The 13,972-nt window shown below is 57.7% G+C and carries 12 protein-coding genes and 2 tRNA genes; 10 read left to right on the forward strand and 4 right to left on the reverse strand.

Going from position 1 to position 13,972, the window contains the following annotated elements:
• Positions 1-128: 128 nt before the first annotated feature.
• Entirely contained in the window at positions 129-2,525 is a 2,397-nt protein-coding gene (locus AC2FIS_RS04700; protein ID WP_496772153.1) for an ATP-dependent helicase, read from the reverse strand.
• A 181-nt stretch (positions 2,526-2,706) separates the two neighbouring features.
• On the opposite strand from AC2FIS_RS04700, the gene AC2FIS_RS04705 reads away from it, so the two are divergent.
• The 4 genes from AC2FIS_RS04705 to AC2FIS_RS04720 all read left to right on the forward strand — a co-directional run bounded on the left by AC2FIS_RS04705 (position 2,707) and on the right by AC2FIS_RS04720 (position 9,710).
• On the forward strand, positions 2,707-4,491 hold the full coding sequence (locus AC2FIS_RS04705) for a sensor domain-containing diguanylate cyclase (RefSeq protein WP_496772155.1): 1,785 nt from the start codon (positions 2,707-2,709) through the stop codon (positions 4,489-4,491).
• Positions 4,492-4,530: 39 nt separating this feature from the next.
• Positions 4,531-5,688, forward strand: coding sequence for an alpha-hydroxy acid oxidase (locus AC2FIS_RS04710; protein WP_496772156.1), 1,158 nt, complete (start codon positions 4,531-4,533; stop codon positions 5,686-5,688).
• 124 nt (positions 5,689-5,812) lie between these two features.
• A complete protein-coding gene (locus AC2FIS_RS04715) occupies positions 5,813-9,250 on the forward strand; it encodes a pyruvate carboxylase (RefSeq protein WP_496772158.1) in 3,438 nt (1,145 codons plus the stop codon).
• 76 nt (positions 9,251-9,326) lie between these two features.
• Complete coding sequence (locus AC2FIS_RS04720) at positions 9,327-9,710, forward strand: MAPEG family protein (protein ID WP_082637226.1); 384 nt, start codon at positions 9,327-9,329, stop codon at positions 9,708-9,710.
• A gap of 15 nt (positions 9,711-9,725) precedes the next feature.
• Here the strand turns inward: AC2FIS_RS04720 and AC2FIS_RS04725 are convergent, their stop codons facing one another.
• Entirely contained in the window at positions 9,726-10,019 is a 294-nt protein-coding gene (locus tag AC2FIS_RS04725) for a hypothetical protein (RefSeq protein ID WP_496772159.1), read from the reverse strand.
• Between the two features lie 8 nt (positions 10,020-10,027).
• Between AC2FIS_RS04725 and AC2FIS_RS04730 the strand changes: the two genes are divergently transcribed.
• From AC2FIS_RS04730 to AC2FIS_RS04745, 4 genes are all read left to right on the forward strand, one after another.
• Positions 10,028-10,102: transfer RNA gene (locus AC2FIS_RS04730), tRNA-Gly, on the forward strand.
• 35 nt (positions 10,103-10,137) lie between these two features.
• Positions 10,138-10,212, forward strand: a tRNA-Gly gene (locus AC2FIS_RS04735).
• A gap of 55 nt (positions 10,213-10,267) precedes the next feature.
• Positions 10,268-11,164 (forward strand): GNAT family N-acetyltransferase, encoded by an 897-nt coding sequence (locus AC2FIS_RS04740; RefSeq protein WP_496772161.1) that lies wholly within the window; start codon positions 10,268-10,270, stop codon positions 11,162-11,164.
• A gap of 55 nt (positions 11,165-11,219) precedes the next feature.
• A complete protein-coding gene (locus AC2FIS_RS04745; RefSeq protein WP_496772162.1) occupies positions 11,220-11,822 on the forward strand; it encodes a hypothetical protein in 603 nt (200 codons plus the stop codon).
• Between the two features lies 1 nt (position 11,823).
• Here AC2FIS_RS04745 and AC2FIS_RS04750 read toward each other — a convergent pair whose 3' ends face one another.
• A complete protein-coding gene (locus AC2FIS_RS04750; RefSeq protein WP_108859434.1) occupies positions 11,824-12,063 on the reverse strand; it encodes an Lrp/AsnC family transcriptional regulator in 240 nt (79 codons plus the stop codon).
• Positions 12,064-12,216: 153 nt separating this feature from the next.
• Between AC2FIS_RS04750 and hisB the strand changes: the two genes are divergently transcribed.
• Both hisB and hisH read left to right on the forward strand, forming a co-directional pair.
• A complete protein-coding gene (gene hisB / locus AC2FIS_RS04755) occupies positions 12,217-12,804 on the forward strand; it encodes an imidazoleglycerol-phosphate dehydratase HisB (RefSeq protein WP_496772163.1) in 588 nt (195 codons plus the stop codon).
• Entirely contained in the window at positions 12,805-13,443 is a 639-nt protein-coding gene (hisH, locus tag AC2FIS_RS04760) for an imidazole glycerol phosphate synthase subunit HisH (RefSeq protein ID WP_496772164.1), read from the forward strand.
• Positions 13,444-13,447: 4 nt separating this feature from the next.
• On the opposite strand, the gene AC2FIS_RS04765 is transcribed toward hisH, so the two are convergent.
• Positions 13,448-13,849 carry a DUF2147 domain-containing protein gene (locus AC2FIS_RS04765; RefSeq protein ID WP_496772165.1) on the reverse strand — a complete coding sequence of 134 codons (402 nt, stop codon included), beginning with the start codon at positions 13,847-13,849 and terminating at the stop codon, positions 13,448-13,450.
• Between the last annotated feature and the right edge of the window lie 123 nt (positions 13,850-13,972).

Raw genomic sequence — 13,972 nt, forward strand, 5'->3', positions numbered from 1 at the left:
GGCGGTTCCCTCTCCTCCTCCCTGGGAACCGCCGTTTTTGTTTCTGCAGACAAGAAAAAAGCGCCGCGGTCGAAACCGGGCGCTTTTCAAAAAGATCGAGCATGTGCCGTCAGGCACATTCCGTTTGCTTAAAACGGCACATCATCCTTGGCGGACAGAAAGCGGGAAACCACTTTTTTCAATCCGGCTTTTTCGAAATCGACCTCGACCTTGTCACCTTCGATGCCGATCACCGCGCCATAGCCGAATTTCTGATGAAACACGCGCTCGCCAAGGGTGAAACTGGCAACCGCAGTCGCGTCAATCACCGTATTGCGGCTTTCGCGGGGTTGGGACGTTCCATACTGCCCCTGCCGGGCCTGCAACCGCCGCCAACCGGGCGAGTTATAGACATTGGCCTCGGCCGCACGGGTTTCGATACCGGCAGTCGGCTGGCCACCCCCATACAGCCCCGGCGGCGTCAGAACTTCGACATGATCTTCGGGCAACTCGTCAATGAACCGCGACGGCATTGCGTTTTGCCATTGACCAAACACCCGACGATTGGCCGCAAATGAGATCGTACAGATCTCTTCCGCACGGGTGATGCCCACATAGGCCAGTCGTCGTTCTTCCTCGAGCCCCTTAATCCCGGATTCGTCCATCGACCTTTGTGACGGGAACAACCCGTCCTCCCACCCCGGCAGGAACACGGCCGGGAACTCCAGCCCCTTTGCCGCGTGCAGGGTCATGATCGAGACTTTTGCCCCGTCCGATTCCTTCTCGTTGTCCATCACTAGGCTGACATGTTCCAAAAACCCTTGCAGATTCTCAAAATTATCCAGTTGGTTGACCAGCTCCTTGAGGTTTTCCAACCGCCCCGGAGCCTCAGGCGTTTTCTCGTTCTGCCAGTGGGCCGTGTAGCCGGATTCGTCCAGGATGATCTGCGCCAACTCAATATGTGACACCTCTGGCTCACCAAACCGCATCGGAGCTGTGCCGTCATCAATCACAGAATCATCGTCGACTTCGATCTTGGGCCCGCGCGTCATCGCGTTCCAACGCGCCAACCCGTCGATCAACTCGCGTAGTGCTTTGCCGCCTTTGCCTTTGATCAGCCCATTGTCGACAGCAATCCGCGCCCCATCGACCAGCGACACGCCATTTTCCCGCGCCGTCATCTGAATCGTCTGCTGCGCCTTGTCACCAAGCCCGCGTTTCGGGGTATTCACGATCCGCTCGAAGGCCAGATCGTCGCCCGGGCTAACCACCAGACGGAAATATGCCATCGCGTCACGGATCTCCATCCGCTCATAGAATCGCGGGCCGCCTATGACCTTGTAGGGCAGGCCGATGGTCAGAAAACGGTCCTCAAACGCGCGCATTTGATGGCTGGCCCGCACGAGAATCGCAATTTCATCCAGATTAAAGGGCCGCGCACCGCGCGTTCCCCCCTGCATTGCGTCGATCTCTTCACCGATCCAGCGAGCCTCTTCCTCGCCATCCCAGTGGCCGATTAACCGTACCTTTTCTCCATCCTGCGCATCGGTCCACAGTTCTTTGCCCAACCGGCTTTCATTGCCGCGAATTACATTGGACGCAGCCGCCAGAATATGTGGGGTTGAACGATAATTTTGTTCCAGCCGGACAACATAAGCCCCGGGAAAATCCTTCTCAAACCGCAGGATGTTGCCCACCTCGGCCCCTCGCCAACCATAAATTGACTGATCGTCATCCCCAACGCAACAAATGTTCTTGTGCGCCCCGGCCAGCAGCCGCAGCCACAGGTATTGCGCGACGTTGGTATCCTGGTATTCATCCACAAGGATGTACCGGAACCAGCGCTGGTACTGCTCCAACACATCCTGATGGGTTTGGAAAATCGTGACCATGTGCAACAGCAGATCGCCGAAATCCACTGCGTTCAGCTCGCGCAGCCGGATTTGGTACTGAGCGTAGATCTCAATTCCCTTGTGGTTATAGGCGCCGGAATCGGCAGCAGGCACCTTGTCGGGCGTAAGCGCCCGGTTCTTCCAGTCATCAATGATTCCGGCCAACATGCGCGCCGGCCAGCGTTTGTCATCGATATTGGCCGCCTGAATCAGCTGTTTGAGCAGCCGCAACTGATCATCCGTATCCAGAATGGTGAAGTTCGATTTCAGATCGACCAGTTCCGCGTGCCGCCGCAGCAGCTTGACGCAGATCGAGTGGAACGTGCCCAGCCAAGGCATCCCCTCGGCTGGCTGCCCCAACAAACGGCCCACGCGGTTCTTCATCTCGCGCGCGGCCTTGTTGGTGAATGTCACCGACAAGATCTCGTTCGGGCGCGCCCGCCCGGTACTAAGCAGATGCGCGATACGCGCGGTCAGTGCCTTGGTCTTCCCCGTGCCCGCACCGGCCAGCATCAGGACAGGACCGTCCAACCTCTCTACCGCGTCGCGCTGCGCCGGGTTCAACTCGTCCAGATAAGGCATGGGGCGCGCGGCCATGGCGCGCGCGGACAGGGATGCGCCCTCAAAGGCGTCCATTTCGTCGAAACTGCTCATCTTTCCAAACTACGCTGGATGTTGGCCGAGGGAAAGGGTTTGTTCACGCCTTGTTCGCCCAGATTTTGTTACACCTTTACGATCAATTCTAATCAAGCGACTTGGACTGAGAACGGCTTCGTTAACCATCTGTAAAACACCCGCCGCGATGATCAGTAAATTGCTGTGGGAGCGCGAAGGTATGACTAAGGATAATCGGGGGGCCGTAAATCACCGGCTGAAATGGATCGGTATCAGCATGTTGCTGATTTCTTTGGCAATTGGATGCGGCTGGGGAATTTACAAATTGCCTGCGCCGCTGGTCGACAGGATGCTAAAGGTCGACATTCTCAAGCAAGCCGAGCTGTGGAAGCGCCGCGTCGTCTTGCATCTGGAGTACCCCGAGACCGCGCTTAAGACCGGCGTGATTGATGCGCATGACGCCGAATTTCTGGCCGCGATGCCCGAAGCCTCTGATGTTTACCGCTTCAAATTGCTCGACTCAATTGGGCGTGTCACCTGGTCTACTCGTCCGACAGAGGTAGGCAGTGTTGAAAACCGTGATTTCTTTCGCAGCGACGTTGCCAGAGGAATGATTCACTACATTCAGGAAGTTGTTCCACTGTCCGAGATCGACGGGCTTGATCTGCATACCGACAATATCCTGAACGCAACGCAGCACCATGTTGCCGAAGTCTTTATGCCGGTGGCCAAGAATGGGCGTTTTATCGGCGCCATTGAGTTCTTTACTGATATCTCCGACTTGCGCACCACGTTCATCTCGCGGCTTAGGATTTCTTTGACCGTTCTAAGTGGCATCGCCCTGCTTGCGCTTGTTGCCGTGTCCTTTGCCAGCTACCGGGCGAACCGCTTGCAATTGCGGGCGCTGCAAAAACAATCCGCCAAAGAGCGTGATCTGATGGAGAATCAGCTGCGCCTGGCCCGCGAAGTCCGATTGCTGGGCGAATTGAACGAGTGGTTGCAGTCCAGCCGTTCCTTGAACGAGTTGTTCGATATGGTCTCGCGCTTCATGACCCATATCCTGCCCGAGGCTGAGGGCAGCGTTTACGTATATTCCAATTCGCGCGACGTCCTGGATGGCTGTGCCAGTTGGAATGGCGGGACCCATAAGGCGCACATTCATCCGGAAGGGTGTTGGGGGCTTCGGCGTGGCCGAACCTATGAATACGGCGCGTCCGAGATCGACTTTGTCTGTGAACACGCCGAACCACATGACGGGCGGCCCTATTTCTGCTTTCCGATTCTGGCGCATGGGGAGACGGTCGGCCTTCTGCACCTCCGCGCCCTAGAAGGGACTGATGAGGCGTTTCATACGAGTAAAAAGCTAGCACAGCTCAGCGCCGAACAGATCAGCATGGCGATTGCCAATGTACGGATGCGCGATCAGTTGCATGACCAGTCCGTCCGGGACCCGTTGACCGGGCTGTTCAACCGGCGGCATATGCTTGAAACCCTGCGCAAATCAATCAACCGCAGTCAGCAAACCGGCGCGCCGCTCAGCCTGATTGCCGTGGATGTGGATCACTTCAAAAAGTTCAACGACACCCATGGGCATGATGCCGGTGATATGGTGTTGCGCGCGGTTGGGGCTGCTTTGGAACAGGGCTGCGACCGGGATGAGGTTGCCTGCCGCATTGGTGGCGAAGAATTCATGCTGATCCTGCCCGACAATACGTCGGACGACGCGATCACGCGGGCTGAGCAATTGCGGCAAGCTGTCGAGGCTGTTTCGGTTCGCTATGGCGAGAAATCCCTGCCCCGCATCACGATCTCGGTTGGTGTTTCGCATTATCCAGCCCACGGCACCATGCCGCAGGATCTGATGCGCGCCGCCGATGATGCGCTGTACGCGGCCAAGGACAAAGGCCGTAATCAAGTGCAGGTCGCCGGCAGCGGAGTTGACGCACAGCAGATTTCCCAGCTCAAAAAGCCGATAAAAGCCGTTGGCGGGCAATCAACGGCTTAAAATCCTTGCCGAATCGTGTTTCAGGTCTGATCAATCCCTATGGACCTTCATAGTCGCTATCCCGGCATTGCCGATCTAAAATACCGCGCCCAGCGCAGGATACCTCATTTTGTATGGGAGTATCTGGACAGCGGAACCGGAGTTGAGGCCACGCTGCGCCGCAATCGCGACGGTTTGGACCGCGTCGGCTTCCTGCCGTCTATCCTGTACGGACCATTGGAATTTGACACTTCGACCGAGTTCCTGGGTCAGACCTACCCTTTACCGTTCGGCGTTGCCCCGATCGGTATGGCCGGCCTGATTTGGCCTGATGCCGAAGCTCATCTTGCCCGCGCTGCCGCAAGCGCCGGTCTGCCTTTTACCCTATCCAACGTTGCCTGCCAAAGCCCCGAGGACGTCGCGCCGCATCTGGGTGACAACGCGTGGTTTCAGCTTTATCCGCCAAAGGACCCGGACATTCGTAAGGATCTTCTGAATCGGGTCCGGGATGCTGGCTTTACGACGCTTGTGATGACCGCAGACGTTCCGGTTGCATCCCGACGCGAACGGCAGACACGCTCGGGCCTGACCAATCCACCAAGATTGACGCCGCGCCTGCTAGCCCAAATCGCGATGCGGCCGGAATGGGCGCTTGGAATAGCGCGTAGCGGGCCGCCGCGGATGCGGACACTGGACAAGTATACGGACAACTCCAGCAACTTGCCCCCGACGGCCCATGTTGGGTATCTGCTCCGCACGTCTCCGGACATGGACTATGTTCACTGGCTGCGCGATGCCTGGGATGGCCCGCTGATCGTGAAAGGCGTGCAGCGCCCTGAAGATGCCGAGCCATTGCAGCGGGCTGGCGTCGACGCCATCTGGATATCGAATCACGGCGGACGACAATTCGATGGTGCCCCCGCCGGAATCGACGCCTTGCCTGCAATCCGCGCGGCCACAGACCTGCCCCTGATCTTCGACAGTGGTATCGAAGGTGGTCTGGACATCTTGCGTGCCAAGGCCCTTGGGGCCGATTTTGTGATGCTGGGCCGTGGCTTCATGTATGGGCTGGCCGCCCTCGGCGCCAAAGGCCCTGCCCATGTCATCGACATTTTGCGGCAGGATATGCACGCGAATATGGGTCAAATGGGGGCTGTGTCGCTGAATCACCTGCCCCCAGTCGTGCCGCTTGCCGATGCTGCGGTGCAGCGTTATTAAATAAATAGCGCTAATAGGGGGCGTTTGCGAGCGTTAACATGCCGGTTCTACCCAGAACGACTGATATACGTGCGCGTATTGTCCGCCTATCAACACGGCCAAACAAGTAGGACCGGGACTCGACATGACTGAATTCACCAAGATCCTGATCGCCAACCGAGGCGAGATTGCCATTCGCGTTATGCGCGCCGCCAATGAGATGGGCAAACGCACCGTTGCCGTCTTTGCCGAAGAGGACAAGCTGGGCTTGCATCGGTTCAAAGCGGACGAAGCCTATCGCATTGGCGAAGGGATGGGGCCTGTTGCGGCCTACCTGAGCATCGATGAGATCATCCGCGTCGCTAAAGAATGTGGGGCAGATGCGATCCATCCCGGCTATGGCCTGCTGTCCGAGAACCCGGACTTTGTCGATGCCTGCGTGCAGAACGGCATCACCTTTATTGGCCCGAAGGCGGAAACCATGCGCGCCTTGGGTGACAAGGCCAGCGCGCGCCGCGTGGCCGTCGCGGCGGGTGTGCCTGTGATCCCGGCGACCGAGGTTCTGGGCGACGACATGGACGCGATCCGGACCGAGGCGAAAGAAATCGGTTATCCCCTGATGCTCAAGGCGTCCTGGGGCGGCGGCGGGCGCGGGATGCGCCCGATCCTGTCCGAGGATGAATTGGAAGAGATGGTTCTGGAAGGCCGCCGCGAGGCCGAGGCTGCGTTCGGCAATGGCGAGGGTTATCTGGAAAAGATGATCATCCGCGCCCGCCATGTCGAGGTGCAGATCCTGGGCGACAAGCATGGTGAGATCTATCACCTGTATGAACGCGACTGCTCGGTCCAGAGACGGAACCAGAAGGTGGTCGAGCGCGCGCCTGCTCCTTACCTGAGCGAAGAGCAGCGCGCCGAGATCTGTGAACTGGGCCGTAAGATTTGTGCCCATGTGAACTATGAATGCGCAGGCACCGTTGAATTCCTGATGGATATGGAGACCGGCAAGTTCTACTTCATCGAAGTGAACCCGCGTGTGCAAGTTGAACACACCGTCACCGAGGAAGTCACCGGTATCGACATCGTTCAGGCGCAAATCCTGATCGCCGAAGGCAAAACTCTGGCCGAGGCCACCGGCGCAAACAGCCAGTCGGATGTGCACCTGACCGGTCACGCGTTGCAAACCCGGATCACCACCGAGGACCCGCAGAACAACTTCATCCCCGACTACGGTCGTATCACCGCCTATCGCTCGGCCACGGGAATGGGCATCCGTCTGGATGGCGGCACCGCCTATGCGGGGGGTGTGATCACGCGCTATTACGACTCGCTGTTGACCAAAGTGACTGCCAAGGCGCCGACACCCGAGGCTGCGATTGCCCGGATGGACCGCGCCTTGCGTGAATTCCGAATTCGCGGCGTCAGCACCAATATCGACTTTGTCATCAACCTGCTCAAACACCCGACTTTCTTGTCGAATGAATATACGACCAAATTCATCGACACGACGCCGGACCTGTTCTCCTTTAAGCGCCGCCGCGACCGCGGCACCAAGGTTCTGACCTATATCGCCGACATCACGGTGAACGGGCATCCCGAGACCAAGGATCGCCCCGAACCGCGCGCTGATCTGAAAGACGCAAAGCCTCCGGCACCGAAGTCCGAGCCGCAGATGGGCGCTCGCAACCTGCTGGAACAAAAAGGCCCGCAAGCCGTTGCTGATTGGATGAAGGCACAACGCCAGCTTCTGATCACCGACACCACCATGCGCGACGGCCACCAGTCGCTGCTGGCGACCCGGATGCGGTCGATCGACATGATCAAAGTGGCACCGACCTATGCAGCCAACCTGCCGCAGCTGTTCTCGGTTGAATGCTGGGGCGGCGCGACATTTGACGTGGCCTACCGTTTCTTGCAGGAATGCCCGTGGCAGCGTCTGCGCGACCTGCGCGAGGCGATGCCGAACCTGATGACCCAAATGCTGCTGCGCGGCGCGAACGGGGTCGGCTACACCAATTACCCTGACAACGTTGTGCAAGAGTTCGTGCGTCAGGCATCGCAGAACATCGACGTGTTCCGTGTGTTCGACTCGTTGAACTGGGTTGAGAATATGCGCGTGGCCATGGACGCCGTGGTTGAGAACGGCAAAATCTGTGAGGGCACCGTCTGTTACACCGGTGATATTCTGGATCCGGACCGCGCCAAGTATGACCTGAAATACTATGTCGGCATGGCGAAAGAACTGCGCGACGCTGGGGCTCATATTCTTGGCCTCAAGGATATGGCCGGTCTATTGAAACCGGCGTCGGCCAGAATTCTGATCCGGGCGCTGAAGGAAGAGGTCGGCCTGCCGATCCACTTCCACACGCATGACACCGCAGGTATCGCCAGCGCTACCATTCTCGCTGCATCCGAGGCGGGCGTGGACGCGGTGGATTGCGCGATGGACAGCTTCTCGGGCAACACTTCGCAGGCGACGCTGGGCACCGTGGTCGAAGCACTGCGCCATACCGAGCGCGACACCGGGTTGGACATCAAGGCGATCCGTGAGATCAGCGATTATTTTGAGGCGGTCCGGGAGCAATACGCGGCCTTTGAATCCAGCCTGCAGGCTCCGGCTTCTGAGGTTTACTTGCACGAGATGCCCGGCGGTCAGTTCACCAACCTCAAGGCGCAAGCGCGTTCGCTGGGGCTGGAGGAGCGTTGGCACGAGGTCGCTCAGATGTATGCCGACGTGAACCGGATGTTCGGTGACATCGTGAAGGTGACACCGTCATCCAAAGTGGTCGGTGACATGGCGCTGATGATGGTCAGCCAGAACATGACCCGTGAACAGGTCGAAGACCCGAATACGGATGTGGCCTTCCCCGACTCGGTGGTCGACATGATGCGCGGCAATCTGGGTCAACCTCCGGGCGGTTTCCCCGACACCATCGTCAAGAAGGTGCTCAAGGATGAAGCTCCCAACACCGACCGCCCCGGCAAAGACGTGCCTGCAGTCGATCTGGAAGCAACCCGGGCGGACCTGTCCAAACAGCTTGAGGGCAAAGAGGTCGATGATGAGGATCTGAACGGCTATCTGATGTATCCCAAGGTGTTCCTTGACTACATGGGGCGTCACCGGGCTTACGGACCTGTACGCACACTTCCCACGCGTACTTTCTTCTATGGCATGGAACCCGGCGAAGAGATCACGGCCGAGATCGATCCCGGCAAAACCCTGGAAATCCGCTGTCAGGCCATCGGTGAGACCGATGAAAAGGGCGAGGTCAAAGTGTTCTTTGAACTCAACGGCCAACCGCGCGTGATCCGGGTTCCAAACCGACTGGTGACCTCAACCACGCAGTCCCGTCCTAAAGCCGAGGCAGGCAACCCCAACCACATCGGCGCGCCGATGCCAGGTGTGGTGGCCACCGTCGCCGTGGCTGCGGGTCAGGAGGTCAAGGAAGGCGACATGCTGCTGACCATCGAAGCGATGAAGATGGAAACCGGCATCCACGCCGAGCGCGATGCGACGGTCAAGGCTGTGCATGTTCAGCCGGGCAGCCAGATTGACGCAAAGGACCTACTGGTCGAACTGGAATAAACGACCTAACCTTTTCGGGAACAAGGGCCGTTCGGGGAACCGGGCGGCCCTTTTTTGATCCTGAAAGGAGCAGACCATGCTGTCCATCACCCCAGTCTATGCCGCATTGCTGGCACTTCTCTATGTCGCGCTCAGTGTGCGGGTCATCATGCAGCGCCGCGGCGACAAGATTTCCTACGGCGATGGCGGCAACACCGACATGCTCAAAGTGATGCGCACGCATTCCAACTTTGCCGAATATGCACCGTTTGCCCTGTTGCTGATCGCCATGGTCGAGTTGCAGGGCGCCGGTGGCTGGTTGGTCAATCTGTTGGGCCTTGGCATTCTGGCCGGGCGCGTGCTGCATGCCTATGGGTTCGGCCGCAAACCGCAGATCGTGATTCTGCGCCAGATCGGCATGTTGCTGACCTTCGCCGTGATTGTGGTAGCAGCCATAGCCAGCCTTTTGATGGCGCTGTGAACCGGATGGCGGGGATTACCCCGCCAAAATCTGCGTTTCGATTCGAGGGGATTCCGTAAAAATTGATTCGACATCGCCCATTCGATTCTCGCCTTTGCCAGACACCGCCGTAGCCAGCAAAATCATCGCCGCCAGGGCCGCCATCTTCAGATCCTTAGTATACGTCATTTTCGTCACCTCCACCGTTCTTATTCTTGGATGCTCTGGTTCTTGAACGGTTAAGGGGCGCGTTTCCGTCGCAAAGAATTTTCCTCTTTTTTGTTTTTTCCGCTTGAAGCCCTGCTTGGGAATTAATACACCCCTCCTCACTCAACGGCGCGGGCGTAGCTCAGGGGTAGAGCATAACCTTGCCAAGGTTAGGGTCGGGCGTTCGAATCGCCTCGCCCGCTCCATTGAGAGACCGAATGGTCGAAAATATGTATCTGATGCGGGCGTAGCTCAGGGGTAGAGCATAACCTTGCCAAGGTTAGGGTCGGGCGTTCGAATCGCCTCGCCCGCTCCAGATACAAACCTCTCTGAACATGCTGGTTCTTTGTCTGGTGTTGCGGCATTCTCGAATGGCACGCAATCACAACAGAGGTGCGCTGATGCCAGAATACGTTATTCGCGCTTTGACTGAAGACGAATTACAAACGGCCGTCGATTGGGCCGGCCAGGAAGGCTGGAACCCAGGGCTACACGACGCGGTCTGCTTTCGCGGTTCCGACCCCGAAGGGTTTAAGGGCGGTTTCCTGGATGGGCAGATGATCGCATCGGCCTCTGCTGTGAATTATGACAATAACTACTCGTTTTTAGGCTTTTATATCGTGCAACCCGAGTATCGCGGATCGGGATATGGGCTGCAGGTTGCCGAGGCGGTCAAGGCGCATTGTCAGCACCGGAACATGGGCATGGATGGCGTTGTCGAACAGCAGGACAACTACCGCAAATTCGGGTTCGAGCTGGCCTATGACAATTACCGCTTCTCGGGCACGGTGGGTAAAATCCTAGATCAACTGAGCCGGTCCCTTCACGATCAAATCACGCCCCTCGGCGCCCTGTCGGATGAGTTGAGGTCGTATGATCGGGGCCTGTTCCCTGCCCCGCGCGATACGTTTCTGCATGGCTGGCTGAACGCGCCTAGTCATATCTCTCGGGTGTTTGAGGAAGATGGTCAGATCAAGGGCTATGCAACCCTGCGGCGATGTTTGAGCGGGTACAAGGTCGGCCCCCTATTTGCGAACAATCCCGAGATCGCAGAGGCCCTTTTAGTGTCACTGCTGGCCACACTTCCCTCCGATCAGATGGATGCGGAGGTCTTCATCGACATGCCCAACCCCAACGCGCATGCTATGGCAATGGCGCAACAGTTGAGTTTGACCAAAGTGTTTGAAACTGGCCGCATGTATTCCAGCCACGCACCGGACATTGATCTCGACCGGATTTACGGCATCACGACATTTGAACTGGGGTAATTTCATCCCACAATCGACATTCCAAAAGCGCATTTACAAAAAGGAAATCTACAGAATGCCCAGCGATACCCAAAAGCAGTTGCTGCTTGAGATGTTTGAGAATCTGCCGGGCGTGGTTTTCATGCTTTTGTTTCGGGCCACGGATGATATGCGATTGGCCGGGTGGATCGGCACGGTTCTGGCCGCCTTGGTTTGCGTAATCTATGTCAGGAAAACGCTGCGTCCACAGCCCATTTTACTTGGTATCAATCTCTTCATGGTGGCGATCACGCCACTGATCGAATGCCTGATCTTGCTTGGCTATCGCGACACGGCGACGATTTTGACCGGGAACATCGCGACCCTCGTTCTTATGAGTGTATTCTTAACGGGTGTCGTTTTGACCTTGTTCAGAACGAACGGGTTCCTGAACTATCAGACCAACGGGACAAAACAGAGAAACACGCACTCGGCCGTTTTGCTTTTTGTCTGCGCTTTCGGTGTGGTTTGGTCGCAATTGGCCGGAGAAAACTATCTGGTCTCGCTTGGCGTTCCGCTGATGGTAATGTTCGGTGTGCATCAGTTGCTCCGGGCAGGAACAACTGATCAGCAGGCGCGTAACGGCGCGATTTTGGCATGTGCCGCGCCGCAAGGTTCGGTGCCCGACGTTTCGGTCTGACTCAGAACGCTTTGAAGGTCATAGTGGTCAGCGAACGCTCGATATTCGGGATCACCAGCAGGTTTTCATTGATGAAATGACCGACATCTTCGGTTTCGGGGATGTAGAGCTTGAGCAGCAGGTCATATTCGCCGCTGGTCGAGTAAAGCTCGGAATGAATTTCACGCAGCGCGATTTCTTCAGCGACCATGTAGGTGGTGCCGGGTTTGCAGCGGATCTGGATGAAAACGCAGGTGGACATGATTTGGACCTGTTGATTGAGTTTCCGGCAGGCTGGCATGGCACGTCACCGGGCGCAATCCCCTGCAACAGATTGCAGTGAAAGCAACGCTTGGTCTGGATAAGCCGACCAATCCCCGTCTATAAGCGCGCCTGTAGCAAAAGGAATTCGCCCATGCGCAGCGCAAAGATCAGCCGTCAAACCGCCGAGACCGAGATTTCGGTCGAGGTCAATCTTGACGGAACCGGCACCTATGACAACCAAACCGGCGTCGGGTTCTTCGATCACATGCTGGACCAACTTGCGCGCCATTCGCTGATCGACATGACGATCCGCGCCAAGGGTGATTACCACATCGACGATCACCACACGGTTGAGGATACCGGCATCGCGCTGGGTCAGGCGCTGACGCAGGCATTGAGCGACAAGAAGGGCATCCGTCGTTACGGCGAGTGCCACCTGCCCATGGATGACGCGCAAGTACGCTGCGCTCTGGACCTGTCCGCGCGCCCGTTTCTGATCTGGAACGTGAACCTGCCGACCCCCAAGATCGGCAACTTCGACACCGAATTGGTGCGCGAATTCTTTCAGGCGTTCAGCACCCATGGCGGCATCACGCTGCATATTGACCAATTGCACGGGTTCAATAGCCACCACATTGCCGAGGCCGCGTTTAAGGCCGTCGCGCGTGCGTTGCGTTTGGCGGTCGAAACCGATCCGCGCAAGGCGGACGCGATTCCGTCCACGAAGGGCGCCTTGTAGATGCTGACGGCCATTATCGACTACGAAAGTGGCAATCTGCACTCGGCCGAAAAGGCGTTTCAGCGCATGGCGCGCGAGATGGACGCGGGTGAGGTTGTCGTGACCTCGGACGCGGACGTTGTTGCCCGTGCCGACCGGTTGGTTTTGCCCGGTGACGGCGCTTTCCCCGCCTGCGCGGCTGAGCTGCGCGGCCACAAAGGCATCTACGACGCGATGATCGAGGCCGTCGAAAAGAAAGGCCGACCCTTTCTGGGCATCTGCGTCGGCATGCAACTGATGGCCTCAAAGGGCCATGAATACTCCGAGACCAACGGTCTGGGCTGGGTTGCAGGTGATGTGGTGCGGATCGAACCATCGGACAGCGCGCTGAAAGTGCCCCATATGGGCTGGAACGATCTGGTTTTGGAAAGCGACCACCCAGTCTTTGCCGGAGTGCAATCAGGAGATCACGCCTATTTCGTGCACTCCTACCACTTCCGGGTCAGCGACCCGGCGCAGCGTTTGGCTTATGTGGAGTATGGGCAGGAGGTCACGGCCGTGATCGGCCGCGACTCTATGGTTGGTATGCAGTTTCACCCTGAGAAAAGTCAGGACGTGGGCCTGCGCATGATCGGGAACTTCCTGACCTGGACGCCCTGAGCGGTTACTGAACCCGCGTCCAGTCCTGCCCGCGACACACGAGACCGCCCACAGCACAGCCTTTGACAGTCAGCTTGTTCTGGCTGTCCAGTGTCATTTTCGAGCTGTAGGTCTTGTCCCGGTCCGGGGCCCAGATCTTACCGCCGCCGTAGCTGCCGCCGCCATCAGGCACCATATCCCAGATGATCTGCTTGCCGAGGTTTTCATACTCCAGCTGCTCATTTCCGTCTTTGTCAAAGGCGGTGTCGATGGTGCCACAAATCGCGCTGCCACATTCCGAAATCGAGACGTGAAGATAGCCGCCAGTATCACCTGGTTGGGTTTTCCAAAGTCCGTCAACCGGATCGGCTGCAAAAGCAGCGCTTGCCAATACCGCAAATCCGGCTGCAAGTGTGAATGTCTTCATGATTTCCTCCCTTATTTCTGCTCAGTCTGGCCCGGTCGGGCAATTCCGGCAAGATTGACTTGGCGTCGCGTTGCATCCCCCGCCCCGCATGTGCGATATCCCGCGCGAACAAATCAGATATAG

The sequence above is a fragment of the Ruegeria sp. CDSB113 genome (assembly GCF_059611045.1).

Bases quoted from the DNA above. Each gene is read 5' to 3' on its own strand.
- AC2FIS_RS04745 (WP_496772162.1), top strand. From the start codon at position 11,220: ATGCCCAGCGATACCCAAAAGCAGTTGCTGCTTGAGATGTTTGAGAAT.
- AC2FIS_RS04710 (WP_496772156.1), top strand. From the start codon at position 4,531: ATGGACCTTCATAGTCGCTATCCCGGCATTGCCGATCTAAAATACCGC.
- AC2FIS_RS04750 (WP_108859434.1), bottom strand. From the start codon at position 12,063: ATGTCCACCTGCGTTTTCATCCAGATCCGCTGCAAACCCGGCACCACC.
- AC2FIS_RS04740 (WP_496772161.1), top strand. From the start codon at position 10,268: ATGGCACGCAATCACAACAGAGGTGCGCTGATGCCAGAATACGTTATT.
- hisB (WP_496772163.1), top strand. From the start codon at position 12,217: ATGCGCAGCGCAAAGATCAGCCGTCAAACCGCCGAGACCGAGATTTCG.
- hisH (WP_496772164.1), top strand. From the start codon at position 12,805: ATGCTGACGGCCATTATCGACTACGAAAGTGGCAATCTGCACTCGGCC.
- AC2FIS_RS04720 (WP_082637226.1), top strand. From the start codon at position 9,327: ATGCTGTCCATCACCCCAGTCTATGCCGCATTGCTGGCACTTCTCTAT.
- AC2FIS_RS04705 (WP_496772155.1), top strand. From the start codon at position 2,707: ATGACTAAGGATAATCGGGGGGCCGTAAATCACCGGCTGAAATGGATC.
- AC2FIS_RS04700 (WP_496772153.1), bottom strand. From the start codon at position 2,525: ATGAGCAGTTTCGACGAAATGGACGCCTTTGAGGGCGCATCCCTGTCC.
- AC2FIS_RS04715 (WP_496772158.1), top strand. From the start codon at position 5,813: ATGACTGAATTCACCAAGATCCTGATCGCCAACCGAGGCGAGATTGCC.
- AC2FIS_RS04765 (WP_496772165.1), bottom strand. From the start codon at position 13,849: ATGAAGACATTCACACTTGCAGCCGGATTTGCGGTATTGGCAAGCGCT.